This is a genomic window from Ralstonia flatus, from assembly GCF_958439105.1.
Lineage (GTDB): Bacteria > Pseudomonadota > Gammaproteobacteria > Burkholderiales > Burkholderiaceae > Ralstonia > Ralstonia flatus.
Genome location: NZ_CAUDLI010000006.1, coordinates 62,214 through 87,511, shown reverse-complemented (window position 1 = coordinate 87,511; position 25,298 = coordinate 62,214). Strand labels below are relative to the sequence as shown.

At 64.6% G+C, this 25,298-nt stretch carries 27 protein-coding genes; 18 read left to right on the top strand and 9 right to left on the bottom strand.

What is annotated here, in order from left to right:
• Positions 1-7: 7 nt before the first annotated feature.
• The 3 genes from R2676_RS15095 to R2676_RS15085 all read left to right on the top strand — a co-directional run bounded on the left by R2676_RS15095 (position 8) and on the right by R2676_RS15085 (position 2,411).
• Entirely contained in the window at positions 8-811 is an 804-nt protein-coding gene (locus tag R2676_RS15095) for a tetratricopeptide repeat protein (RefSeq protein WP_206273376.1), read from the top strand.
• Between the two features lie 306 nt (positions 812-1,117).
• The gene (locus R2676_RS15090) at positions 1,118-1,291 is read left to right on the top strand and encodes a hypothetical protein (RefSeq protein WP_206273375.1); all 174 of its coding nucleotides are present in this window, start codon (positions 1,118-1,120) and stop codon (positions 1,289-1,291) included.
• A 139-nt stretch (positions 1,292-1,430) separates the two neighbouring features.
• Complete coding sequence (locus tag R2676_RS15085) at positions 1,431-2,411, top strand: fimbrial protein (protein WP_206273374.1); 981 nt, start codon at positions 1,431-1,433, stop codon at positions 2,409-2,411.
• 14 nt (positions 2,412-2,425) lie between these two features.
• On the opposite strand, the gene R2676_RS15080 is transcribed toward R2676_RS15085, so the two are convergent.
• From R2676_RS15080 to R2676_RS15065, 4 genes are all read right to left on the bottom strand, one after another.
• Positions 2,426-3,403 (bottom strand): 2-dehydropantoate 2-reductase, encoded by a 978-nt coding sequence (locus R2676_RS15080; protein ID WP_206273373.1) that lies wholly within the window; start codon positions 3,401-3,403, stop codon positions 2,426-2,428.
• A gap of 4 nt (positions 3,404-3,407) precedes the next feature.
• Positions 3,408-4,232 carry a class II aldolase/adducin family protein gene (locus R2676_RS15075; protein ID WP_206273372.1) on the bottom strand — a complete coding sequence of 275 codons (825 nt, stop codon included), beginning with the start codon at positions 4,230-4,232 and terminating at the stop codon, positions 3,408-3,410.
• Between the two features lie 111 nt (positions 4,233-4,343).
• Positions 4,344-5,291, bottom strand: a complete 948-nt coding sequence (locus tag R2676_RS15070) for a DUF2272 domain-containing protein (protein ID WP_206273371.1) — start codon at positions 5,289-5,291, stop codon at positions 4,344-4,346.
• Positions 5,292-5,436: 145 nt separating this feature from the next.
• The gene (locus tag R2676_RS15065; protein WP_004628548.1) at positions 5,437-5,715 is read right to left on the bottom strand and encodes an HU family DNA-binding protein; all 279 of its coding nucleotides are present in this window, start codon (positions 5,713-5,715) and stop codon (positions 5,437-5,439) included.
• 633 nt (positions 5,716-6,348) lie between these two features.
• Between R2676_RS15065 and R2676_RS15060 the strand changes: the two genes are divergently transcribed.
• A complete protein-coding gene (locus R2676_RS15060; protein ID WP_147214327.1) occupies positions 6,349-6,888 on the top strand; it encodes an SET domain-containing protein in 540 nt (179 codons plus the stop codon).
• Positions 6,889-6,904: 16 nt separating this feature from the next.
• Here the strand turns inward: R2676_RS15060 and R2676_RS15055 are convergent, their stop codons facing one another.
• The gene (locus tag R2676_RS15055; RefSeq protein WP_206273370.1) at positions 6,905-8,581 is read right to left on the bottom strand and encodes a sensor histidine kinase; all 1,677 of its coding nucleotides are present in this window, start codon (positions 8,579-8,581) and stop codon (positions 6,905-6,907) included.
• Positions 8,582-8,589: 8 nt separating this feature from the next.
• Positions 8,590-9,300: a response regulator transcription factor gene (locus R2676_RS15050; protein ID WP_206273369.1), complete on the bottom strand. Its 711-nt coding sequence runs from the start codon at positions 9,298-9,300 to the stop codon at positions 8,590-8,592.
• Positions 9,301-9,376: 76 nt separating this feature from the next.
• Between R2676_RS15050 and R2676_RS15045 the strand changes: the two genes are divergently transcribed.
• On the top strand, positions 9,377-9,604 hold the full coding sequence (locus R2676_RS15045) for a DUF3717 domain-containing protein (protein WP_024973951.1): 228 nt from the start codon (positions 9,377-9,379) through the stop codon (positions 9,602-9,604).
• Positions 9,605-9,622: 18 nt separating this feature from the next.
• Here the strand turns inward: R2676_RS15045 and R2676_RS15040 are convergent, their stop codons facing one another.
• Together R2676_RS15040 and phhA are read right to left on the bottom strand one after the other, a co-directional pair.
• Positions 9,623-9,937 (bottom strand): 4a-hydroxytetrahydrobiopterin dehydratase, encoded by a 315-nt coding sequence (locus R2676_RS15040; protein WP_027678815.1) that lies wholly within the window; start codon positions 9,935-9,937, stop codon positions 9,623-9,625.
• Positions 9,938-9,997: 60 nt separating this feature from the next.
• Positions 9,998-10,942: a phenylalanine 4-monooxygenase gene (gene phhA, locus R2676_RS15035; protein ID WP_027678816.1), complete on the bottom strand. Its 945-nt coding sequence runs from the start codon at positions 10,940-10,942 to the stop codon at positions 9,998-10,000.
• Between the two features lie 138 nt (positions 10,943-11,080).
• On the opposite strand from phhA, the gene R2676_RS15030 reads away from it, so the two are divergent.
• The 4 genes from R2676_RS15030 to R2676_RS15015 all read left to right on the top strand — a co-directional run bounded on the left by R2676_RS15030 (position 11,081) and on the right by R2676_RS15015 (position 14,374).
• Positions 11,081-11,557: an Lrp/AsnC family transcriptional regulator gene (locus R2676_RS15030; RefSeq protein ID WP_124382480.1), complete on the top strand. Its 477-nt coding sequence runs from the start codon at positions 11,081-11,083 to the stop codon at positions 11,555-11,557.
• 93 nt (positions 11,558-11,650) lie between these two features.
• On the top strand, positions 11,651-12,415 hold the full coding sequence (locus tag R2676_RS15025; RefSeq protein ID WP_206273368.1) for a lysoplasmalogenase: 765 nt from the start codon (positions 11,651-11,653) through the stop codon (positions 12,413-12,415).
• Positions 12,416-12,449: 34 nt separating this feature from the next.
• On the top strand, positions 12,450-13,451 hold the full coding sequence (locus tag R2676_RS15020) for a delta(1)-pyrroline-2-carboxylate reductase family protein (RefSeq protein ID WP_316857310.1): 1,002 nt from the start codon (positions 12,450-12,452) through the stop codon (positions 13,449-13,451).
• Between the two features lie 203 nt (positions 13,452-13,654).
• Positions 13,655-14,374 carry an OmpW/AlkL family protein gene (locus R2676_RS15015; protein ID WP_024977203.1) on the top strand — a complete coding sequence of 240 codons (720 nt, stop codon included), beginning with the start codon at positions 13,655-13,657 and terminating at the stop codon, positions 14,372-14,374.
• A 65-nt stretch (positions 14,375-14,439) separates the two neighbouring features.
• Here R2676_RS15015 and R2676_RS15010 read toward each other — a convergent pair whose 3' ends face one another.
• Entirely contained in the window at positions 14,440-14,652 is a 213-nt protein-coding gene (locus tag R2676_RS15010; RefSeq protein WP_206273366.1) for a heavy-metal-associated domain-containing protein, read from the bottom strand.
• Positions 14,653-14,797: 145 nt separating this feature from the next.
• Here R2676_RS15010 and R2676_RS15005 point away from each other — a divergent pair, with 145 nt between their 5' ends.
• From R2676_RS15005 to R2676_RS14965, 9 genes are all read left to right on the top strand, one after another.
• Positions 14,798-17,020 (top strand): heavy metal translocating P-type ATPase, encoded by a 2,223-nt coding sequence (locus R2676_RS15005; RefSeq protein ID WP_206273365.1) that lies wholly within the window; start codon positions 14,798-14,800, stop codon positions 17,018-17,020.
• A complete protein-coding gene (cueR, locus tag R2676_RS15000) occupies positions 17,017-17,484 on the top strand; it encodes a Cu(I)-responsive transcriptional regulator (protein ID WP_206273364.1) in 468 nt (155 codons plus the stop codon). Before R2676_RS15005 ends, cueR begins: the two co-directional genes overlap by 4 nt.
• A gap of 75 nt (positions 17,485-17,559) precedes the next feature.
• Positions 17,560-18,429 carry an alpha/beta hydrolase gene (locus R2676_RS14995; protein ID WP_206273363.1) on the top strand — a complete coding sequence of 290 codons (870 nt, stop codon included), beginning with the start codon at positions 17,560-17,562 and terminating at the stop codon, positions 18,427-18,429.
• Between the two features lie 67 nt (positions 18,430-18,496).
• Complete coding sequence (locus R2676_RS14990) at positions 18,497-20,131, top strand: GMC family oxidoreductase (RefSeq protein ID WP_206273362.1); 1,635 nt, start codon at positions 18,497-18,499, stop codon at positions 20,129-20,131.
• A 245-nt stretch (positions 20,132-20,376) separates the two neighbouring features.
• Positions 20,377-21,147, top strand: coding sequence for an ABC transporter ATP-binding protein (locus R2676_RS14985; RefSeq protein WP_206273361.1), 771 nt, complete (start codon positions 20,377-20,379; stop codon positions 21,145-21,147).
• Positions 21,148-21,259: 112 nt separating this feature from the next.
• The gene (locus R2676_RS14980) at positions 21,260-22,000 is read left to right on the top strand and encodes an ABC transporter ATP-binding protein (RefSeq protein WP_027678827.1); all 741 of its coding nucleotides are present in this window, start codon (positions 21,260-21,262) and stop codon (positions 21,998-22,000) included.
• A gap of 75 nt (positions 22,001-22,075) precedes the next feature.
• Positions 22,076-23,284, top strand: coding sequence for an ABC transporter substrate-binding protein (locus R2676_RS14975; protein ID WP_027678828.1), 1,209 nt, complete (start codon positions 22,076-22,078; stop codon positions 23,282-23,284).
• An 80-nt stretch (positions 23,285-23,364) separates the two neighbouring features.
• The gene (locus R2676_RS14970) at positions 23,365-24,249 is read left to right on the top strand and encodes a branched-chain amino acid ABC transporter permease (protein WP_009239536.1); all 885 of its coding nucleotides are present in this window, start codon (positions 23,365-23,367) and stop codon (positions 24,247-24,249) included.
• 14 nt (positions 24,250-24,263) lie between these two features.
• Positions 24,264-25,250, top strand: a complete 987-nt coding sequence (locus R2676_RS14965; protein WP_206273360.1) for a branched-chain amino acid ABC transporter permease — start codon at positions 24,264-24,266, stop codon at positions 25,248-25,250.
• Positions 25,251-25,298 lie beyond the last annotated feature (48 nt).

The window sequence follows — 25,298 nt, the reverse complement described above, 5'->3', positions numbered from 1 at the left end:
CCACGCCATGCCTTCTCTTCGTTCCGCATGGGCCGGCGCGCCGGCGATGGAATCGCCGCGCCAGTCGGTGCCGATGCTGACGGTGGCTGCGGCGCTGGCGATCATCGTGACAGCCGGCGGTTGGCTGTCGCATGCGCGCCAGGCGCCCGCCGTGGATGCCACGCAGTTGGAATCGTGGCGCGCCATGGTCGTGCAGGCGATGGAGCCGGAGGCGCTGCAGCAGCTGCGTCAACGCGCCCGCAGCGGCTCGGTGCCGGCGCAATCCGCGTTGGGCGAAGCCTTGCTCAGTGCGCACGACGGCACCTTGCGAAACGAAGGGATGCGCTGGCTGGAAACCGCTGCGTCGAGCGATGCGCGTGCGCAGCTATCGCTGGGCAAGGCGCTGCTGCTTGGCACCGGCGGGGTGGAGCGCGACTATCCGCGCGCGCTGCGCCTGCTGCGTCAATCCGCTGACAAGGGCGACGCAGCCGCCGCGTATTACCTGGGCGTGATGTATCGCAGCGGCTACGGCACGGCCATCGATACGACGCAGGCTGCGCACTGGTTTGATCGTGCCGCGCGCCACGAGATTCCGGCCGCAATGTTCATGCTGGCCAATGCGTATCGCGACGGTGATGGCGTGCCCCGCGACGAAGCCCGCGCGCTGGCGCTCTACCAGGACGCCGCCGAGCACGAATTGCCCGAGGCCGTGCAGGCCTTGGCGATGGCATATCAGAACGGCGAACTGGGCCTCAAGCGCGACGATGCTGCGTACCACCAGCAGTGGATCGAAACGGCGCACGCGCTGAAACATCCTGCGCTCGCGCCGTAAGCTGCGCCGCGCTGTTCTCCTTCCTGCTTTTCCTGCTCGACACGATCCTCGCCGGCATGGCGACGGATCGTGCTCGTCCTTCTGCAGACGGCTCTGCGGTCATAGCAGAGAACGCCAACCATCACATCCACTGCGTTGCGAACGGGCCGTTCAACCAGCCCATGAAGGCCAAGGCATTGAGCAATTTTTGCAAGACAACTTCGACCGGCGGTACTGGGTTCCTGGCATACATGCGAAGCCAAGATCAGCATCGGTTCATTTGACATCAGCGCGCTGTCCGGCACGCTTGGCAGCGCCGCGATTAACGTGAAGATGGGCGACGTGCCGGTTGGCGCGTTCAAGGGCGTGGGCACCTCGCCCGACACCACCTGGACGAAGGCGTTCGACATTCCGCTCAAGGCGCGTTACGTCCAGACGGACAACGGCATCACGCCCGGCGCCGCCAATAGCGCCGCGACCTTTACGCTTACGTATCAATAACGCCGTGTTAAGAGGAGCAAAACGCGCGGTACCAGATTATTCCTAGCTCAAAAATTGAGTTCGTATGGTTTGATGCTCTTTTCGATAGCGGAGGTTTTCGGATATGCGTGCGTCGTCCGCCAAGCTTGGAGCAGGGCTCATGCTGATCGCGGCACCAGGGGCATTTGCTTACACCTGCGAGACCGTTGCGAGCAGCACCACGGTTCAACCGAAAAACTTGACCATTCAGCGTGATCTGCCGGTGGGCTCGGTCATTGCTGAGGTGGCTTCGGACCTGGTGAGTACCTTCAAATGCTCCAATACGGTACCCATGCTGCCTTGGCAGGAGGTCGGCATCAAGGCGTATGGGACACACGTTGCAGACTTCGATGGCAAGCGCATCTACAAGACGAACGTCGAAGGAATCGGTTATGCGGTTGGCATAACAGTAGGATCGGCAGATACATGGCAGGGATGTGCAAACGTGACGCGCTGGGTTGACGGATCCGACACGGAGAATCCAAACCAAAACATGTACTGCGCAATCAACGGAATGTTCAGCGCGCTCCCAAGACAAGGCAAAGCGCTGATCCGCTTCTACAAGACAGCCCAAAGCGTCAGCGCTGGGTCGGTGTCGGGAAAACAGGTGGGTTCTTTCATCCTGCGAAACAACAAGACCTTGTGGCACACACCTGAGTCCACCATCAATATCGGCACATTCAAGGTCGATGTCATGTCGTGCACGGTGAGCAGCACGTTGATTCCGGTGAAACTCGGCGATGTGCCTATCAGTGCGTTCAAAGGGCCGGGCACTTCGCCGCCTTCGAGGACGCAGGCCTTCAGCATTCCGCTGAACTGCGCAAAAGGTACAAGCATCAACGTGCAACTGGACGGGGCGGCACATGACGCCGCGCAGGGCATGCTGAAACTGGACGCGGGCTCGACCAGTGCCACGGGTGTGGCCATCCAGCTGCTCTACGACGACAAACCGGTCGAACTGGCCAAACGCTTCAAGTGGCAGGTGGCCGATGCGGATGGGGATTATGCGATTCCGCTGAAAGCGCGCTACGTGCAAACCGCCAACAGCGTTACGACGGGCGTCGCCAACGGCAGCGCGACCTTCACGCTCACGTATCAATAACGCGGCCTGGCCGCTCAATAAAGCCCGCGGGTCTGGGCATGCAGTCGCACCAGACCCAGCAGCGCATCAATCTGCGGCGTCGGCACGCCGACGTGCTGACCGATCTCTCGCACCGATGCCACCAACGCATCAATCTCCAGCGGGCCGCGCCCGGCTTCCGCATCCTGCAGCATCGACGTCTTGAACGCGCCAAGCTGCCGCGTGACGGCGCTGCGTTCTTCGCCGCTCTGTTCGATCGGGCAGCCAATGCGCGCGCCGATCGCTTTCGCTTCTTCCATGATGGCCAGGCAAAACGCGCTGACCTGCGGGTCGTCGAGAATGCGGTCACACGTCGCGCCGGTCAGCACCGACACCGGGTTCATCGTCATGTTGCCCCACAGCTTGAACCAGATGTCGCGCTGGATGGCTTCGCTGCGTTCGATCTGCAAACCGGCGCGTTCAAGCAGCGCCCCGATTGCATCGAGGCGCGGTGAGGTGCCGCCCGCAGGTTCGCCGATGATCAATCGCTTGCCGAACCCGTGGCGCACGTGGCCAGGCGCAGCCGTCGAGCAGGTCAGATGCACCACGCAGCCGAGCACGTTCTTCGTTGGAATGGCCTGCGCGATGCGGCCGTGCGGATCGACCGATTGCAGGCGCAGACCTTCAAGCGGACCAGGTCGATCAAAGAACCACCACGGCACGCCGTTCATCGCCACCACCACGGTAGTGTCCGGGCCGATGAGCGGGCCGATGGTTTGCGCCACGCTTTCCATGGCCGGCGCCTTCACGGCCACGACCACGACATCCTGCACACCGAGCGCATGCGCATCGTCACTCGCGTGCACCGGCACAGAGCGTGTATTGCCGTCTTCGGTCAGTTGCAGCCCTTCGGCTTGCAGTGCTTGAAGCGTCGCGCCCCGTGCCAACACGTTGACGGATTGATCGGCCAGCGCGAGCTTCGCGCCAAGATAGCCGCCGACCGCGCCGGCGCCCACGATGCAAAAGCGTGTCATGTGATCAGGTTCGGTAGGAAGGGTCGATGCGGTCGATGGTGCGGGTGAGCGCCGCAAACACATCTTCGCCTGCGCCAAAGTTCGGGTTGAACTGCAACGAATCGCGCGTGCAGTTGCGCGCAATCGCTTCGGGGATCTCCAGCACGGGGCCCATTGATGTGGAAGCCAGCTGGATCTCGCACGCGCGGTTGAGCAGCCACAACACCGCAAAGGCCCGCGCAATCGAATCGCCCCAGGCCAGCAGCCCGTGGTTGCGCAGGATCACCGCAGGCTTGTCGCCGATGTTCTTGACCAGGCGCGGGCCTTCATCGGCATGCACGGTAATACCTTCAAAGTCGTGGTACGCCACCTTGCCGTGCAGCTGCGCCGCATAGAAGTTGCTGATCGACAGACCATCGCGCGCGCAGGCCACGGCCATGCCGGCGGTCGTGTGGGTGTGCATCACGCAATGCGCACCCGGAATGCCGGCGTGAATGGCGGCATGCACGGTAAAGCCGGCGGGGTTGACGGGCCAGTCCGGCTGACCCGGCGCGCGCTGCGCATTGCCCTGCAGGTCAATCTTCACGAGGTTCGACGCGCAAACCTCGGCATAGGTCAGGCCGAACGGGTTGATGAGGAAATGCGGGCCGCCATCGTCGGCGCGGCCATCTTCGGGTGGCAGGCGCAGCGTGATGTGGTTGTAGATCAGCTCCGTCCAGCCGAGCTGCGCAAAGATGCGGTAGCACGCCGCCAGCTTCACGCGCGCGGCCCATTCATGTGGGCCGCACCAGTCCGGGCGATGGGCCTGGATGCTCGATCCGGCGTCGGGTGAAAGCGAAAGCACCGTCATGACCTGTCTCCTGATCGCAGGGGCCATGCGCCGGTCGGGTTGCCGGCGCTTAAGTGATTCACATGTTAATGAATTTGCGCCGGGCGTCAAACAACGTTACATCTGCCGCTGCTAGGGCAACTGGTTGCGCAGGATCACCAACCACTGCATGACCGAGTTCGTGTACGGATCGAGCTGGTTGGCGTCATTCAACTCGGTGATGCTCATCGACGCGGATTGCTGCACGTTGCCGCCAATCGATTTCACTTCATGGCGCACCGGGTCCACCTCGACGACGAGGTCGCAGTGCATGGGTGTTCTGCCGGCCTGGATCTCGGCCGGGTCCGTCATGAAACGATCGGCGCCGCGCGCGGTGCAGATGAGGTCACCAGGGCGCGGCACGGCCGGCGTGCGTTCGAGCACAAAGGCGGGATGCTTGAGCAGGTGGTCGCGTGCATCGGTCACGTATTCCGCATGCGTGGCGCCCGTCAGGAATTGATCGTTCTGCAGGCCGGCCTTGCGCATGATCCACGAGATGAACACCGCAGACCACGCCCAGCCGCCCGTCGTGAGCTGCTGGCACGTCGGCGTCTTGCCGACGATGGCCCAGTAGCGCTTGGCCAGCACGCAGCCGCGCGCGGTGGCTTCACCGCCCGTGCCGTCGGGATAGCGCAGGCAAGGTGCGGGGGCAGGAGCAGCGGGCGTCGCAACCGCTTTGGGCAGCGGCATGTCGGTACCGCTTTCTTCATCGGACGGGGCGGGCGTCGGGTCGTCGGGTGTCAGCCAGCGGCCTTGCGGCTGGTCAGGAAAACCACCGCCGGCCACGCAATACGTGTCGTCACGCCCCACACGCACGACCTGGCGGCCCCATCGGTCCCATTCGGTCAGGGCAATCTCGATCATCTTTTCGCGCGGTGTCGCGCCTGGGCGCGTCTGCACGACTTCGTTGTCGGGCAGCGGTTCGGCTTGCGGGCGCGCAGGCGGCGTCGCGCAACCGGCAAACCAAAGGATCGGTGCGATCAGGACGATCGGCAGGGCAATACGCAGCACGAGCGAATTGCGCAGAAGAGGGCGGGACATGGAAGAGAAGGGAAGGGATGGCCTGACGGGGAGACAGGCCTTCCGACGTGGTACGCCAATGCTGCGGTCGATTCACGCATGCAATGGCATGCCACGTCGTTGGCGCTCACCAGACGGGCTGGCTGCGCCGAGGGCTGTCATTGCATCAGGCGTTGACAGCGTCCTTGAACTTCTGGCCGGCCTTGAACTTGACCGTCTTGGCTGCTTCGACCTTGATTTCTTCGCCGGTGCGCGGGTTGCGGGCCATGCGCTCGGCACGCTCACCTTGGCTGAAGGTACCAAAGCCGATGAGGCTGACCGCATCGCCCTTGCCAACGGATTCCATGATGGCTTGCAGCGTCACGTTCAGTGCCTGCTCGGCCTTGGCCTTGGTCAGACCGTCTACGCCGCTGGCGATGGCGTCGATCAGTTCGGTTTTCGTCATTGCTTGACTCCCTTCAAGAGTAGATAAAACACACAACAGAGCGTCCGGGGGATGGCTCCAAGGGCGACATGATACCGGCATGCGAACAGCGCCGGCACGTGAGCTTTGTAACGGCGCGTGGCATGTGGGTTCCGTAAACCCGCATGGGGCCTACGTTGCGAGGCGATCCCATCACATCAATATTGACGCGTGGTGTTCTGGTTTGCGGTTGGCTTGTTGGTTCGCTGATCGGTTCGACGCAAGTCGATTGACGGGTTTACCTTTTTTCTTATGTATACAGATAGTAGTAGTAGATAACGGTGGATAGTTTCTGTGGATAAGTACAAAAACCGCTTTATGTTCAAGCACTTGCCGCAAGCAAAACAGGGGGTACCGCGTGTGCCCTCAGGTGGATAGCTCGCTGTTTTTTCCGATCGCCCGGCAGGCAACCCCGTCACTTGTGCCCACACCGTCGACAGGGCAGCCACAGACAGCCAACAGCCTTTGCCGGTAGTTATCCACAGCTGCAGGCCGGGTTATCCACATTGGCAGGGCGGCATGGGGTTGCGGCACGTGTCGAGATGCCATGCTTTTGGTGTAGGCTCACGGCTTCGTTGATCGACGTTTTTGTTTCGCTTTACTGCGCCATTTCCCATGACACGCACGTCCCCTGATGCCACGCCGGCTCTGGCTGAGTCCTCGCCCGCGACGGAAGCGCCGGCCAAACTGCGCCGCCGCGATCGCATCGAGGTGCGCGAATCGGGTGTGCACGGACGCGGCGTGTATGCCGTGGTCGCCATCGCACGCGGCAAGAAGATCATCGAGTACAAGGGCGAGCACATCACGTGGAAGGAGGCGCTGCGCCGCCATCCGCATGATCCGTCGGACCCGAATCACACGTTCTATTTCAGCCTGGAAGACGGCAGCGTGATCGACGCCAAGTACGGCGGCAACCGCGCGCGCTGGATCAACCACGCCTGCAAGCCGAACTGCGAGGCGCGCGAAGCGGATGGCCGCGTGTTCATTCACGCGCTGCGCGACATCGAACCTGGCGAAGAACTGTTCTACGACTACGGCCTCGTCATCGAAGGCCGTCAGACCAAGGCATTGAAGGAACAGTTTGCGTGCCGCTGCGGCGCGAAGAAATGCCGCGGCACGATGCTGGCGCCGCCCGCGAAGAAAAAGAAGAAGTAGGTCGAACGTCCGTCGTTCAGACGGCGTCGTCGGCCAGCGGCAGGCGCAACACGAAGCGCATCACGCGGCTGCCATCGCGCGCGGTCGCATCATCGATGGCGACGGTGCCGCCGTGCAGACGCACGATGTCGTGCACGATGGCCAGGCCCAGGCCGCTGCCTTGCGGTTGCCCCGGGCGGTGGTCCGCATCCCCACGGAAGAAGCGCTGGAAGACTTCACCGCGCCGCTCGAGCGGAATGCCCGGGCCGTTGTCTTCCACGCTCACCACACCCCACCACTGAGACGCCGCGTCGGCCTCCATGCCGGCGCGCAAGGTCACGCGTCCGCCGGCCGGCACGTATTTGATGGCGTTGTCGAGCAGGTTGTTGACGGCCTCGCGCAGCAGCACCACGTTGGCCAGCACCGGCGCCTGCAACGAACCCGGCGACGCTGCCTCCTGCGGCCAGGCCTCGAAGCCGAGATCCAGCCCACGCGCGAGTGCACGCGGCACCCACTCGGCGCCGGTATCGAACGCGAGCGAAACCAGATCGACCCGCATCGGCGGGCCCAGCTGATCGAGCGTCATGCCGGGCTCGGCACGCGCCAGCGTCAGCAACTGGTTGGAGAGGCGCACCGCGCGGTTGGCACCCGATTGCAGTTCCAGCAGTGCGGGCCGGGCATCGTCCAATGTCTTGGCATCGACGGCGCGATCGGCATGCAGCTTCAACGCGGTGAGCGGTGTGCGCAGCTGATGTGCAGCGTCTGCGATGAAGGTGCGCTGCGCTTCGAGTGCGTCGCGCAACCGGGCCAGCAGCGCGTTCATCGCGTTGATGAGCGGTTGCAGTTCGGCGGGCACGCGTTCCGCAGATTCCGCCGGCAGCGGCGTCACCGAACGCGCGCTCTGCTTGTTGAGCGTGTCGGCCAGCGTCTGCAACGGCTGCAGCTCTTCCTTGAGCACCAGCGAGAGAATCAGCCCGCCGATGGCCAGCAGCACGATCAACGGAATCGACACCGACAGCAGCACTTCCTTGGCGGCCGTATCGCGATGGTCCAGCAGCTCCGCCACTTCCACGACGATGCCGCCTTCGGCCTGCATGGCATCGGGCGGGTTGGATGGGTTGAACGCGGGTGCCGTCTGCGACTGCGTGGGCGCCAGCGCGGGGCGGGTGACGTCATCTTCGGGATCGGGCTGCACAGGCTGACGCGGCGAGCGCGGCTTGGGCACCTCCGCACTCACGCCCGGCACGAGCAAATGCACCGCGCGCACCTGTTTGCCGTCGATCCAGCTGTAGAACACGCGCGCATCGCCAATACGGACCTGGCCGGAGCCGTAGCCCAATGGCGTGTCGCGCCCGACGAGCGTGCCCGTGGGCCCGGAAATGCGCCAGTAAATGCGGTCTTCACCGCTGTTCTGAACGAGCGTCTGCGCAGTGAGAGCAATGTCGTAGAGCTTGGCCGCCGGCACATGCGGACCGGCGATGCGCAATTGCTCCGCCAACGTGTTCGCCACACCCACCAATGCGCGATCGAACACCTGTGCGGTGTAGTGCGCCGCCAGCCAGTACGACAGCGCGCCGGTTCCCACGATGAGGCCAAACAGCGGCGTCGCCAGCGCACGCAACAGATGCAGGCGCAGGCTGATCGCACCGTTGCCAGCGCCCTTGGCCGGAGCCGATGAAGCCGACGACGAGGCAGGGCGGTGGCGTTTAAACATGGCGAGAACTACGCCGCGGCGCGTGCCTGCAACAGATAGCCGAAGCCGCGCACCGTGACGATCTCCGCCTCGGAATGTTCGATCTTGCGGCGCACGCGGTGCACATAGACTTCGATAGCCGTGTCGCCCACCACGTCGTGGCTGGCTTCACCGATGGCGTGGCCGAAGCTTGCAAGGTGATCCTGCAACTGCACCTTGCTGACGACGCGGCCCTGGCGCAGCATCAGCAACTCCAGCACGGCAAATTCGCGCGGCGACAGTTCAAGCGGGGCAGCGTCGACAAAGATGCGCCGCTCCACGCCGCTCATGCGCAGTCGTCCAACAAGGATGTCAGGCCGCGCGGCGGGCTCAGTCGAGTCATTGCGACGGCGCAGCAGTGCGCCCACGCGCGCCACGAGTTCGAGCATCTCGAACGGCTTGAGGAGGTAATCATCGGCGCCGGCGTTCAGGCCATTCACCTTGTCGAGCAGGCCGTCGCGGGCGGTCAGGATCAGCACGGGCGTGGCGCGATCGCGCGCCCGAAACTGCGACAGCAGCGTCATGCCGTCGATGCCGGGCAGCCCGAGATCGAGGATCACCAAATCGTGGGTCTGCCGGGTGAGCTGTTCAGTGGCGAAGACACCGTCGTGCACGACATGCACGCGATGCCCGGCTTGCGTGAGTCCGGCATGGATGCCGCTGGCGATGGCACGGTCGTCTTCAATCAGCAGGATGCGCATTGACTCGATCCAGAATGCGGGCGGAAAGGGGCAAAAAGGGACAATCGGCGAGATTGGGCAGCGCTACAATGCGCGGATGACCGATGCCCTGCTCACCATCACCGATCTGGAGGCCGCCATCAATTTCTGGCGTGCCCGTTCGCCCGCCGAAGGCGAGGAACTGCGGCTGTGTGCCGAGGCGTCGGCGCTGGCCAAGCCGTATGCGCTGATGATTGTACAAGGCGCCACCCGCATCGCCCCTGAGCAATTGGGCGACAAGGCGCGGGCGGCGTATGAGGCGTGGCGCGCAGCCACACAGGGCTGAGCGCCAGCATTGCGGTGATTACTTCGCGCCGGTGGCGCCTGCGCTTTTCGCGGCCTGCTCGATAAAGCGCGCGAGATCGGCGTCACGGTGCGTGAGCCCATTCGCATCGTGTGTGGACAGGGTGATGTCCACGCGATTCCACACATTGAACCACTCGGGGTGGTGATTCATCTGCTCGGCTTTGATCGCCACGCGCGTCATGAAGCCGAACGCGGCGTTGAAGTCGGCAAAGGTGAAAGTTTTCTGGATGGCGTCGCGGTCGCTCTGCAGCGTCCAGCCGGGCACTTCGGCAAAGAGGGCCTTGCGTTGGTCGTCGTTCAGGGTCGGCATCATGATGGGGGCGAAGTTCTGTCTTGAATGCGCGCAGTATAGTCAGCGCGCCACGCTCTGCGCTCAGATGTCCGCCGTGTCTGCCCAACCTTCGCGGTTGCCCACGTTCAATACCAGATCGCCATCCACCACGTCGCCCGCACCGATGGTCGGCAGCGCGGCGAGTTCTTCATACAGCGGCGTGAAATCCGGACGCGTGGCGTCGAACAGCTGCTCGAAGCTGTCGATCGTGAAGTAGGTCTTCTGGAACGTGTCGATGCGGTAGCGCGTGCGCATGATGCGGCGCACGTCGAAGCCGATGCGGTTCGGGCTGGCGGAATCCAGCGCGTACACCGATTCACTTTTGCTCGACACGATGCCAGCGCCGTAGATGCGCAGGCCGGCCGGCGTGCGGATCAGGCCGAATTCCACCGTGTACCAGTACAGGCGCGCGAGCATGTCGAGCTGGCCCAGGCGCGCGGCCTTCAGGCCACCCTTGCCGTAGGCTTCCATGTAGTCGGCAAAGATCGGATTAATCAGCAGCGGCACGTGGCCAAAGATGTCGTGGAAGCAGTCCGGCTCTTGCAGGTAATCGAGCTGATCGGGGCGACGCATCCACCAGCTTGCGGGAAAGCGGCGATTGGCGAGGTGATCGAAGAACACTTCGTCGGGCACCAGGCCCGGCACGGCGACGATCTGCCACCCGGTGGCGCGCATCAGGGTTTCGTTGAGTTCGTCGAAAGACGGCACGGCGTCGCGGCTCATGCCCAGCGTCGAGAGGCCTTGCAGGAATTCATCGCACACGCGGCCCGGCAACAGCGCTTCCTGGCGGTCGTACAGCGTGCGCCACGTTGCATGGTCGGCGGCGGTGTAGCGGTGCACCGGCTGCTGCATGGTGAAATCGGCACGCAGCGTCTGGCCGTCCAGGCCTTCGGCGAATTGCTCGCGCAGCTTGTCGGTCAGGGTGCCGTTGAAGCCAGCCGGAGCGGCGTTTTGCGCTGCGTCGGGGGCGGTGGTTGCGATGTCCATTGGTAATGTCGATCTCGTGCAATCAGAGTCCGGCCAGTGTAGGGGCGGGGCCACGCGGGTTGGCCGCAAAACGGTGGTCCATTGCGCCTCGTCTGCGGAAATCATGCAAAATACCGCCTGTGAACGCTGGAGATGTGCATGATTTCGCTTGATAACTTCGATCTGGCCCTGCTGGCGGCCCTTCAGCGCGATGGCCGCGCGACGCATCAGCAGCTCTCGGAGCAAGTCCACCTATCGGCCAGCCAAGTCGGACGGCGGCTGGCGCGGCTTGAATCGGAAGGCGTGATCGAGGGCTACCGGGTGGTGCTCTCGCCAACCGGGCTGGGGCTGGGCGTGACGGTGTTCGCGAGCGTCAAGCTGGCGCACCACGGCGACGCCATCGTCGAACGCTTTCGCGAAGAGATCAGCCTGCTCGACGCGGTGCAGGAGTGCTATTCCGTGGCCGGCGACGCCGACTACATGCTGCGCGTGGTGGTGCCCGATCTGCCCGCGCTGTCGGAATTCGTCATGCGCAAGCTGATGCGTGTGCCGGGCGTGGACAATGTCCGTTCCAATATCGTATTGACGGCCTTGAAGCGGGATGGCGCGTTGCCGCTATCCCACCTTGGTGGGTAAATGCGCGCCTTGCGCCAGGGTGCGCGGCGTGTCACGCTGCAAGCCGACATCACTTTGCTGATATGAATCGCCTCTGTTTGGCGGGAGACCACGATGGTTGAAGGACACACCACGCATCCGGCGCACGCGCCGGCGCATCTGTCAGGCGGCTACGGCATGCCGGCACGGGTTCGCGCGTGGTGGGTGGCTGCTGCCGTGGCAGGCGTCACCTACGGCGGCATGCTGACCATGGTGGCCGTTGAAGTTCCGCCGGGCACGCCGCTGGTCGGTCGCATCGTCGCGCAGCCGCTGTGGAAAATGCTGATGGCGTTGCTGCTTGCGCGCGCCGCCTCGCTGCACGAGATTCCGCGTGAGCGGCGCTGGCTGATCGGCGCCATGGTGTTTTCCGCGTTTGGGGATCTGTGGCTCGCCCTGCCGGGTTTCGCGTTCTCGTTCATGGCCGGGCTGGGCTGTTTCCTGCTGGCGCATGTGTGCTATCTGCGGGTGCTGGTGGGGTTGCGCGGCGTGTCGTCGGCCATCCGCATGATCGGTGTCGGCGTGATGATCGGCGTGGCCATCGGCATGCTGCTGTGGTACTGGCCGGGACTGGGTGAGCTGAAGGGGCCGGTGATCGCCTACATGGTCGTGCTGTCGGCGATGGTGTGCGCGGCATTGCTGGCGCGCCTGCCGGGGCCGCTGACGGCGTGGGGCGCACTCGCCTTCGCAGCTTCCGATGCGATGATCGGCATCAGCGTGTTCGTCTTTCCGTTCACCGACCACGAGCTGGCGATCTGGTGGAGCTACGCCGCTGCGCAGTTGCTCATCAGCGCGGGATTGCTCACGCGCCGCACACCGCCGCCGCGCCGCGCCGCTGCATAAGTCCGTCTGACGTTTCTTCCGCTGCGGGAGCCCGATGCTGGAGACCCTCGACGCTGCCACCACGGCAGCCCGCCTGCCTTACGCTGCGTTGGCCGATGCCATCGCCCAGGTGTTACGCGACGCACGCGCCGGCCGCGCCCAGGCACCGGCGCGTCTTGTGATGCCTGTGGCGGGCGGCGGCAGTCTGCTGCTGATGCCGGCGTCCAATGCCGACATCGCCATCACCAAGATGATCACCGTGCACCCGCACAACCCTGGCCAAGGCTTGCCAGCCATTCACGGCGAGGTTGTGGTGATGGACGCCCGCACCGGCGAGCGCCGGCTGATGCTGGATGGCCCGACCGTGACCGCGCACCGCACCGCCGCCGTGTCGTTGCTGGCAGCGCGTCTGCTCGCACCTGAGCCGGCGGGAGATCTGCTGCTGATCGGGGCCGGGGCCCAGGCGCGTGCGCACCTGGAAGCCTTCCGCTTCGGGCTGGGCACGCGACGCGTCACCATCGTCGCGCGCACGGCTGGCAGCGCCGATGGGCTGGCGTACTACGCACGCGCCCTGGGCATGGACGCCACCGCGCTGGCGGGCGGTGATGCGGCCGGCGTGGCGGACGCGGCCCGCGCGGCATTGCCGCAGACCTCGCTCGTAATTACTGCCACACCGTCATCGCAACCAGTGCTTCCTGACTTGGGCGATGCAGGTCAACCTGCGGGCTATGCGTGGGGACCCCATCACTTCATCGCGGCTGTGGGCGCCTTTCGGCCCGACATGGCCGAGCTGCCGCCACGCTTGTGCGTGCATGCCGCCGCCGTCGATCGGCTGTACGCCGACACCCTCGTCGACCTGGAAGCGGAGGCCGGCGACCTGCTGCAGGCTGGCGTGCCGTGGTCGCGTGTGCGGCCGTTACAACAGTGTGTCGACGCGCCGCCGGACACACTTACGCAGGCCGCGCCGGTGTCGCCGGTGGTATTCAAAAGCGTCGGCAGTGCCCTGTGGGATCTGGCCGCGTGCGTGCTCGCGCTGTCCAAGTCCAAAGCTGTTTAAAAACTGGGCATGTGCTGGAAAAGCCCGTCGCAGGCCGATCGAGCGCACACGCTGTAACAGGAAACCTCTAGAAAAAGGGTTCTAGTCAAGGCAATCACACGGGATAATGGCCATCCCTTCCGCCTGGGAGGAGACTTAGAACGCACCGCAAACGTGTCAACACGGTTGCAACGGATGCGTCTGACACAGGAGCACATACAGAGATGGCCTATAAAAAAGCACTGGCGGCCGCCGCCGGGATGATCCTCGCCACCGCCGCACACGCACAGGCTGCCGGCAGCAACATCGTCAGCCTCGGCTGGTTCCGCGTGATGCCGAACAGCTCGAGCGACCCGCTGTTGGTCAAGAGCATCGGCGGCATGCCGGTGAACCAGTCGCAATCTGGCACGGGCGCCAAGATCCAGGAAGCCGATACCGTTGGTCTCGCCTTCACGCACTTCTTTACCGACAACATTGCCGTTGAGCTAGTAGGTGGCATTCCTCCGCGCCACAAAATCGAAGGGACGGGCGCACTGTCGGGTTACGGCGAAATCGGCTCGGCCAAGCAGTGGAGCCCGGCCGTGCTGGCGAAGTGGTACTTCTTCAACGCCGACACTAAGTTCCGCCCGTACGTTGGTCTGGGCCTGAACTACACGTGGTTCTCCGACGAGAAGATCACGAACAGCGCCTTCCAGACGAAGCTGGCTGGCCCGGGCAGCAAGAGCAACGTGTCGACCGACGGTTCGTTGAACCCGGTGCTGAACGTGGGTGCCACGTACGCCATCACCAAGGACTGGTTCGTTGGCCTGTCGGTGTCGTACCTCCCGCTGAAGACCACGGCAACGATCGATAGCACGACGGCGACCGGCGTCCACGTTGTGAGCGAAGCGAAGATCAAGATCAACCCGGTCGTGACCTTCCTGAACGTCGGCTACCGCTTCTAAGCGGCTTCCGCGCAAACAAAAAGGCGTGCCACAGCGGCACGCCTTTTTTGTTGCCCACACCGGGCTCAGGCGGAAGCTTTGACCGGGTAGCCGGCTTGCTCGATGGCGGCCTTGACCGCATCGGCGCTGGCACCGCTGGTGACGGCCACGGTCTGCTTGTCGAGGTCGACCTGCACATTGGCGCCGGCATCGACCTGCTGCACCGCACGCGTGACGGCCGATACGCAGTGGCCGCAGCTCATGCCCGTCACGGAAAAGGTCGTGGAAGACGTCGTCATGGTTGGCTCCTGAAAGAGGGAAGGGTGAATCACGGCAGCAGTATGAACCTTCCCATCGTGGGAAGCGCAAGCGTAAAATGGCGCTTGACCTTACCAAGATGGGAAGGTCTAGGCTGATGCCATCTTCTTCAAAACGGACGCTTCCATGACTGCCGCCAGCCTTCCCGACGTGACTTCCACCGATCTCGATATCAGTGGGATGACCTGCGCTGCCTGTGCGGGCCGCGTCGAGCGTGCCCTGCGCGCCGTGCCGGGTGTGACCGATGCGAGCGTGAACCTCGCGACCGAGCGCGCCCGCGTGCAGGGCGGTGCGGCCAGCGATGCGCTCGTCGCTGCCGTCACCGCGGCTGGCTATGAGGCGCGCGTCGCTTCCGACGAAACCGCCGCGCCTGCTGCTGTCGAACCCGATTTCTGGGACGGTGCCGGCCCCGTGTGGATTGCCACCGCGCTGTCTGTGCCGCTGGTGTTGCCGATGATTGCCGGCTGGTTCGGCGGCGACTGGATGCTGCCGGCCTGGGTGCAATGGCTGCTGGCGACGCCGGTGCAGTTTGTCATTGGTGCGCGCTTCTACAAGGCGGGCTGGAAGGCGCTCCGTGCGGGCGCCGGCAATATGGATCTGCTGGTGGCGCTCGGCACGTCGGCGGCGTATGGGCTGTCGCTGTGGCTGTGGTGGCGCGCCGGGGCGGACGGGATGCACCACGCGCCGCACCTGTACTTCGAGAGCGCCGCCGTGGTCATCACGCTGGTGCGGCTTGGCAAGTGGCTGGAAGTGCGTGCCAAGCGCCAGACCGCGCAGGCCATCCGTGCCCTGCAGGCGCTGCGCCCCGACACCGCTCGCGTGCGCGGTGCCGACGGTACGCTGCGAGATACCCCTGTCGCCCAGGTGCGTGTGGGTGATGTGGTGTCCGTGCGCGCCGGTGAGCGTATCCCCGTGGATGCGGTGGTGCTGGAAGGCGCGAGCCACGTCGATGAATCCATGCTGACCGGCGAAAGCCTGCCCGTGCCCAAGCGCGAAGGTGACCGCGTGACCGCCGGTGCCATCGCCACCGACGGCGTGCTGCTCGTGCGCACCACGGCCATCGGCGCAGACACGATGCTCTCGCGCATCATCCGCCTCGTAGAAGACGCGCAGGCCGCCAAGCCGCCGATCCAGCAACTGGTCGACCGCGTGAGCGCCATCTTTGTGCCGGCGGTGCTGGTGGCGGCGTTGCTGACGCTGGCCGGTTGGTTCATCGCTGGTGCGGGGTGGGAGACGGCCATCGTCAACGCCGTGGCGGTGCTGGTGATTGCTTGCCCGTGCGCGCTCGGCCTTGCCACGCCGTCCGCCATCATGGCTGGCACGGGTGCGGGCGCGCGGCGCGGCATTCTCATTGCCGACGCGCAGGCGCTGGAGCGCGCCCAACAAGTCGATTTCGTTGTCTTCGACAAGACGGGCACGCTTACCGTCGGCCAGCCGCGCGTCACGGCGGTGGAAGCGGCATCCGGCATTGACGCCGACACGCTGCTCGACCAGCTTGCCGCGCTGCAGGCCGAGAACACGCACCCGCTGGCACAGGCCACGCGCGACTATGCCAAGGCGCGCGGTCGCGCCGTCATGCCCGCGCAATCGCCCGAAGTGCTGGCCGGACGCGGCACGCGAGGCATCGTGAATGGCGCATCGCTGCAACTCGGCAATGCGCGGTGGATGGATGAACTGGGGCTCGACCGCAGCGCATTGCAAGCGCGCGCCGATGCGCTGGAGGCGCAAGGCAACACCGTCTCGTGGCTTGCGCAGCGTGACGAAAGCGGCGTGCAGCTGCGCGGGCTGATTGCCTTTGGCGATGCGCTCAAGCCCGGCGCGAAGGAGGCCGTGTCCGCGCTGCAGGCGCGCGGCGTGCGCACCGCGCTCGTGACCGGCGACAACGCTGGTGCAGCGCGCAGCGTGGCCCAGGCACTTGGCATCGATGAAGTAGCCGCGCAAGTGCTGCCGCAAGACAAGGCCGCGCGTGTGATGGCATGGCAGCAGGGCGGCCATGTGGTGGCGATGGTGGGCGACGGCATCAACGACGCGCCGGCGTTGGCGGCGGCCGATGTCGGCATCGCCATGGCCACCGGCACCGATGTGGCGATGCAGGCCGCCGGCATCACGCTCATGCGCGGCGAGCCGCGTCTGGTGAGTGACGCGCTGGACCTCTCGCGCCGCACCGTCGCAAAGATCCGCCAGAACTTGTTTTGGGCGTTCATCTATAACGTGGTGGGCATTCCGCTGGCGGCATTCGGCTTGCTGAACCCGACATTTGCCGGCGCGGCCATGGCGTTCTCCAGTGTGAGCGTGGTCACCAATGCGCTGATGCTGCGCCGCTGGCGCGCCACCGGAGACAACGCATGACGCGCACCCATCTCATCGACAAAGGACCGGTCAACATTGGCGAGGCCGCGAAGGCCAGCGGCGTATCGGCCAAGATGATCCGTTACTACGAAAGCATCGGCCTGCTGCCGCCCAGCCCGCGCACCGAAGGCAACTACCGCATGTACGACGCGCGGGCGCTGCATGTGCTGCGGTTTATCCACAGGTCGCGCTCGCTGGGTTTCGCGCTGGAGGAAATCCGCACGCTGCTGTCGTTGTGGAACGATCGCGAACGCGCCAGCGCCGATGTGAAGGCGGTCACCCTGCGCCACGTGGCGGATCTCGATGCGCGCATCAGCGAGCTGCAAAGCATGCGCGACACGCTGATGACGCTTGCCAACGCCTGTCACGGCGATGACCGCCCCGATTGCCCGATCCTTCAGAGCGTGGCCGGCGAGGGCGGTGAAGGCGGCCCCGAGTCCGACCTCGACGCCTGCTGCCACTGACGGGCCGCTCTATTGGCGCAGATTGCGACAGGCGGCGTCTATGCCACAATCTGGCAACCCAAGGAGGAGACGCCGATGACGCAAGCCCCCGCTCAGGTCACCGCCCATCCAGCGCTGGAAACCCGCCAGCGCATGAAGGACGGCACTGAACTGCTGGTCCGCACCTGGTTGCCCGCGCCCGACACCGGCGAGCCGCGTGGCACCGTCATCCTCGTTCACGGCATGGCCGAACACAGCGGCCGCTATCCGCATGTGGCCAAGGTGCTCACCGACCTTGGCCTGCGCGTACGGGCCTTCGACCTGCGCGGCCACGGCAAGAGCGGCGGCCCGCGCATGGCGCTCGACGCGCAAGACAACTACCTCACCGATCTCGCAGAAATCGTCGATGCCGTCGTCGCCGAATGGCATGAGATGCCGTTCGTGCTCGGCCACAGCATGGGCGGATTGATCGTCGCGCGCTTCACCACCGCGCGTATCCGCCCCGTGCGTGGCGTGCTGCTGTCGTCGCCCGCGCTGCGCGTGAAGTTGCCGCCCGGAACGGGCATCGTGCGGGGGATTCTCTCCGCCATCGCGCCGCGGTTGCCGGTGCCCAATCCCGTTGATCCGGCCAAGCTTTCGCACGATCCGAGCGTCGCTGCCGCCTATCGCGCAGACCCGCTGGTGCAGGGCACGATCAGCGCATCATTGCTGGAGTTCATGCTCAATGCGATCACGCAGGCACAGCAGGATGCGCCGCGCCTGGAAGCGCCGATGCTGCTGATGGCCGGCGGCGCGGATGCGATTGTCGATCCCTCCGGCAGCCGCGATTTCTATGCGAATGCGCCGGAAGATTTGCGGACCTTGGCGTGGTTCGACAACGGGTATCACGAGATCTTTAACGAAGCCGAGCCGCTGCGTAGCGAGGTATTTGGAAAGATGACGGAGTGGCTGGCTTCGCGGATTTGATTTGAAGTGAATTGGTTGCACCACAAAAATAAAAACCAATAACACCAAGGAAAAGAAGCACGGAGACATGGACACCTACGACTACATCATCATCGGCGCAGGCTCCGCAGGCTGCGTCCTCGCCAACCGGCTGACCCGCGACCCCGACGTTTCCGTCCTGCTGCTCGAAGCGGGCGGCAAGGACGATTACCACTGGATCCACATCCCCGTCGGTTATCTGTATTGCATCGGCAACCCGCGCACCGACTGGCTGTATCGCACGCGCGAAGAGCCCGGGCTGAACGGTCGCTCGCTGGGCTATCCGCGCGGCCGGGTGCTCGGTGGCTGCTCGTCGATCAACGGCATGATCTACATGCGGGGCCAGCGCGAAGACTACGACGGCTGGGCCGCCATCACCGGTGATGATTCCTGGAAGTGGGATGCGGTGCTGCCGCTGTTCAAGGCCAGTGAAAACCATCACGGCGGCGCGAATGCGTGGCACGGTGCAAACGGCGAATGGCGCGTCGAGCCGCAACGCCTGCACTGGCAGGTGCTCGAGACCTTCATCGAAGCGGCCGTGCAGGCGGGCATCCCGCGCACGAGCGACTTCAATCGCGGCGACAACTTCGGCGTCGGCTATTTCGAGGTCAACCAGAAGCGCGGCATCCGCTGGAACACGGCCAAGGGGTTTCTGCGCCCGGCATCGCAGCGGCCGAACCTGACCATCGTGACGGGCGCGCAGGTGCGGGCGCTGACGTTTGATGGCAAGCGCTGCACCGGCGTGACGTATCGCGGCGCAGGGCAGGACTACACCGTGGCCGCGCGCGAAGAGGTCATCCTGTCGGCGGGTGCGATCAACTCGCCGCAATTGCTGGAGCTGGCCGGCATTGGGCAGCCGGAGCGTCTGCAGGCGCTCGGTATTCCGGTGCGCCAGGCGTTGCCGGGCGTCGGAGAAAACCTGCAGGACCACCTGCAGCTGCGCAGCGTGGTGAAGGTGAACGGTGTGCCGACGCTCAACACGCGCGCCTCCAACTGGTGGGGCAAGGCGCTCATCGGCATGCAATACGCGTTCAATCAGAGCGGGCCGATGAGCATGGCGCCTTCGCAGCTGGGCGTGTTCGCGCGCTCGAATCCGCATGTGTCGCGGCCCGATGTGGAATACCACGTGCAGCCGCTGTCGCTCGACAAGTTCGGCGATCCGCTGCACGCGTTCAATGCGTTTACCGCGAGCGTGTGCAACCTGCGGCCCACCTCGCGCGGCACGGTGCATGTCACATCGGCCGATCCGTTTGCGGCGCCGACCATCGCGCCGAACTACTTGTCCACAGAGGAAGACCGCAAGGTGGCGGCCGATTCGCTGCGGCTCACGCGCCGCATCGTCGCGCAGCCGGCCTTGGCGCAATACCGGCCCGAGGAGTATCTGCCCGGCGCCGCGTTCCAGACCGACGAGGAACTCGCCCGCGCGGCCGGAGAAATCGGCACGACCATCTTCCACCCGGTCGGCACGTGCCGCATGGGCCGCGCCGACGATGCAAACGCCGTGGTCGATGCGCAGCTGCGGGTGCGCGGCATCGACGGCCTGCGGGTGGTAGACGCGTCCGTCATGCCGACGATTACCTCGGGCAACACCAACTCGCCGACGATCATGATTGCGGAGAAGGCGAGCGAGATGATTCGCGCGGCGCGCAAGGCCCGGGCGCGCGGTGAGGCGGTGCCCGCCTGACGCGGGTTCAGGGACCGATGACACGGGCATGACACACCGCCCGTGTCCTATGAATAAGCAATCGGCATTGCCCCGATACGTAACTCTACGTAACCCTTGCGCGCGAGCCGGAAAGCCAATGCCGGTGCGGGTTTCCGGGGCGTAAGCAGGGTGTAATCGTCTCGGTAAAAACCCCGATGTTTTGCAACGCAACAGCCGTTGACAATCATCCGCACCATAAAAAGGGCGGGAGACAAGAGGGAATCATGGCGCAGGACATCATTCTCGAAACGCGCGGACTGACCAAGGCCTTCAAGGGCTTTACCGCCGTGTCCGACGTCAACCTGCGCGTGCAGCGTGGGTCGATCCACGCGCTCATCGGCCCGAACGGTGCCGGCAAGACGACCTGCTTCAACCTGCTGACCAAATTCCTGGTGCCCACGCGCGGCACGATTCTGTTCAACGGCATCGATATCACGCCGGAGAAGCCGGCACAGATCGCGCGTCGTGGCGTGATCCGCTCGTTCCAGATCTCCGCTGTGTTTCCGCATCTGACGGTGATGGAAAACGTTCGCGTCGGGCTGCAACGGCAACTCGGTACGGCGTATGCGTTCTGGCGCAGCGAGCAATCGCTCAACACGTTGAACGCGCGCGCGATGGAGCTGCTCGAACAGGTGGGGCTGACGGAGTTTGCCCACACCGTGACGGTGGAGCTGCCCTACGGCCGCAAGCGCGCGCTGGAGATTGCGACCACGCTGGCGATGGAGCCCGAGCTGATGCTGCTCGATGAGCCCACGCAGGGCATGGGCCACGAAGACGTGGACCGCGTGACGGAGTTGATCAAGCGCGTCGCGCAGGGCCGCACGATCCTGATGGTCGAACACAACATGAACGTGGTCTCGTCCATCGCCGACAAGATCACGGTGCTGCAGCGCGGCCAGATCCTGGCCGAAGGCCCGTACGAAGACGTCTCGAAGAACCCGCAGGTGATGGAAGCCTATATGGGCACCGCCGATGCGGCGCTGGAAGGCCATTGAGGCCGTTGACGCTGTTGAGGCCCCTGATCGACGCTGATCGATCACGCGACGCGGCTGCACGCCGCGTATCAAACGTAAGCGAACGCTAGACCCGAACACACGAGAACACTGCATGAGCACGCCCGCGCTCCAGATCAAGGACCTGCACGCCTGGTACGGCGAATCGCACATCCTGCATGGTGTCGACCTGACCGTGAACCGCGGCGAGGTGGTCACGCTGCTCGGCCGCAACGGCGCGGGCCGCACCACCACGCTGCGCGCCATCATGGGCCTGGTGGGCACGCGCAAGGGCTCCATCGTCGTGCACGACGCAAGCGGCCAAGGCGTGGAAACGATCGACCTGCCGACGCACAAGATCGCCCACTGCGGCATCGGCTACTGCCCCGAAGAGCGCGGCATCTTCTCGAGCCTCTCGTGCGAAGAAAACCTGATGCTGCCGCCGGTACTGAAGGGGCAAGTCGCCAAGACCGGCAATGCCGGCATGAGCATCGAAGAAATCTACGAGATGTTCCCGAACCTGGCCGAGCGCCGCCAGAGCCAGGGCACGCGCCTGTCGGGCGGCGAGCAGCAGATGCTGGCGGTCGGGCGCATCCTGCGCACGGGCGCGAACCTGCTGCTGCTCGACGAGATTTCCGAGGGCCTTGCGCCGGTGATCGTGCAGGCGCTGGCCCGCATGATCTTGATGCTCAAGAAGCGCGGCTACACGGTGGTGATGGTGGAGCAGAACTTCCGCTTTGCCGCGCCGCTGGCAGATCGCTTTTATGTGATGGAACACGGCCGCATCGTCGAGCGTTTCGAGGCGGCGCAACTGCAGGACAAGATGCCGGTGCTGCACGAACTGCTCGGCGTGTAAGACGTTTTCCCGATCGACTTGCAAGACCCATGCGCCAGCGTGATCCGCGGCGCGCACGACACAGGAGACAAGACCATGACACTCAAGAAGCTGGCTGGTGCATTGATGGCGGTAGGGCTGGGCGCGGCTGCATTCGGCGCGCATGCGCAGGTGAGCGGCGACAAGGTGAAGATCGGCTACATCACCGATCTCTCGGGTCTGTATGCCGACATCGACGGGCAGGGCGGTGTCGAGGCGGTCAAGATGGCGATTGAGGATGCGGGCGGCAAGGTGCTGGGCAAGCCGATCGAACTCGTGACGGCCGATCACCAGAACAAAGCCGACATTGCCGCATCGAAGGCGCGTGAATGGATGGACCAGCAAGGCCTGGACATGCTGCTGGGCGGCACGAACTCCGCCACGGGCCTGGCGATGAACAAGGTGGCCTCTGAGAAGAAGCGCGTGTTCATCGACATCGGTGCGGGCACGGCGCGCCTGACCAACGAAGAGTGCACGCCGTACACGATCCACTATGCATACGACACCGTGGCGCTGGCCAAGGGCACGGGCAGCGCGGTGGTCAAGCAGGGCGGCAAGTCGTGGTTCTTCCTGACCGCCGATTACGCCTTCGGCCACTCGCTGGAGAACGACACCACGGCCGTGGTCAAGGCCAACGGCGGCACGGTGGTGGGTTCGGTCAAGCACCCGCTGTCGGCGTCGGACTTCTCGTCGTACCTGCTGCAGGCGCAGTCGTCCAAGGCGCAGATCCTGGGCCTGGCCAACGCCGGCGGCGACACGATCAACTCGATCAAGGCCGCCAAGGAATTCGGCATCACCAAGTCGATGAAGATCGCCGGCCTGCTGATGTTCATCAACGACGTGCATAGCCTGGGTCTGCAGACGGCCGAAGGCCTGTTGATGACCGACAGCTGGTACTGGGACATGAACGACGCCACGCGCAAGTTCGCCAACCGCTACTTCATGAAGATGAAGAAAATGCCGAGCAGCCTGCAGGCGGCGGATTACTCGGCGGTGTCGAACTACATCAAGGCCGTGGCCGCTGCCGGCACGGACGATCCGGACAAGGTCATCGCGCAGCTCAAGAAGACCAAGATCGACGACTTCTACACGAAGGGCACCATCCGCCAGGACGGCCGTGCCATCCACGACATGTACCTGCTGCAGGTGAAGTCGCCGGCCGAATCGAAGAAGCCGTGGGACTACCTGAAGGTCGTGGCGACGATCCCGGGCGAGCAGGCTTTCACCACGCCGGCCGAGTCGAAGTGCTCGCTGATGAAGAAGTAAAAGCGTAGGCAATCCGGCGCCGCCGTCCGTGTGGAGGGCGGCGCCATCAACGTTGTGTTGGCGTTCTTCTCCTGACCGCGATGGAAATTTTCGGCGTTCCGCTACCGGCCATGCTCAGCCAGCTGCTGCTGGGTCTGGTCAACGGTTCCTTCTATGCGATGTTGAGCCTGGGCCTTGCGGTCATCTTCGGGCTGCTCAACGTCATCAATTTTGCGCACGGGGCGCTGTTCATGCTGGGCGCGGTGCTCACGTGGATGGGCTTCTCGTACCTGGGCGTGCCGTACTGGGCGATGCTGGTGCTGTCGCCGCTGGTGATCGGCCTGCTGGGCGTGGTGATCGAACGCACGCTGCTGCGGTTCATCTACAAGCTCGATCACCTCTATGGCTTGCTGCTCACGCTGGGCGTGACGCTCGTCATCGAAGGCGTGTTCCGCGCCATCTACGGCGTCTCGGGCCTGCCGTACGACACGCCCCAGCTGCTGCAGGGCGCCACCGACCTCGGCTTCATGATGCTGCCCAACTATCGCGCGTGGGTGGTGGTGGCGTCGCTGGCGGTGTGCTTCGCCACGTGGTTCATGATCGAGAAGACCAAGCTGGGCGCGTACCTGCGCGCCGGCACCGAGAACCCGAAGCTGGTCGAAGCCTTTGGCGTGAACGTGCCGCTGATGGTCACGCTCACCTACGGTTTTGGCGTGGCGCTGGCGGCGTTTGCGGGCGTGCTGGCGGCACCGGTCATCCAGATCTCGCCGCTGATGGGGCAGAGCATGATCATCACCGTGTTTGCGGTGGTGGTGATCGGCGGCATGGGGTCGATTCTCGGTTCGATCGTCACCGGCCTGGGCCTGGGCGTGATCGAGGGGCTGACCAAGGTGTTTTATCCACAGGCGTCGGCGACCGTGGTGTTCGTGATCATGGTGCTGGTGCTGCTGGTGCGTCCGGCGGGCCTGTTCGGTAAAGAGAAATGAGCGGCGCGGCCAACATGACCAACTCTTCCTCCTTCAAATACGTCCTGTACGGCGTGCTGCTGGTGGCGCTGATTGCCGCGCCGCTGGTGGGCGCCTATCCGGTGTTCGTCGCCAAGCTGCTGTGCTTTGCGCTGTTTGCCTCTGCCTTCAACCTGCTGCTCGGCTACACGGGTCTGCTGTCGTTCGGGCATGCGGCGTTCTTTGGCGGCGCGGGCTACGTGGCCGGCTACATGATGCGCGACTTGCACGTCACGCCGGAGCTTGGCCTGCTGGCCGGGACAGCGGCGGGCGCGTTCATCGGCCTGATCGTCGGCCTGCTCGCCATCCGCCGTCAGGGCATCTACTTCGCGATGATCACGCTGGCGCTGGCGCAGATGCTGTACTTCTTCTGCCTGCAGGTGCCGTTCACCGGCGGCGAAGACGGCCTGCAGGGCGTGCCGCGCGGCAAGCTGTTCGGCGTGCTCGACCTGTCGTTGGACATGACGCTGTACTACGTGGTGCTCGTGATCGTGGTCGCGGCGTTCCTGCTGATCGTGCGCACGATCCACTCGCCGTTCGGGCAGATTCTCAAGGCGATCAAGGAGAACGAGCCGCGCGCCACGTCCCTCGGCTACGACACCGATCGCTTCAAGCTGCTGGCGTTCGTGCTGTCGGCGGCGCTCACGGGCCTGGCCGGTGCGCTGAAGACGCTGGTGCTCGGCTTCGAGACGCTCACCGATGTGCACTGGTCGATGTCCGGCTCGGTCATCCTGATGACGCTGGTGGGCGGCCTCGGTATCCTGTCCGGCCCGCTGCTGGGCGCCGCGCTGGTGATTGCGCTGGAAAACAAGCTCGGCGACATCGGCAGCTTCCTGGCCGGCGCCACCGGCATCGAGGGCTTCAACATCCTCGGCGAATCGGTCACCACGGTCACGGGCGCGATCTTCGTGATCTGCGTGCTGACGTTCCGCCGCGGCATCATGGGCGAAATTGCGGCGCGCGTGCCTTGGTTGCGACGTTGACGCCACAATGCACGAAGATGCCGGCAAATTTCACCCGAACGGCTGATC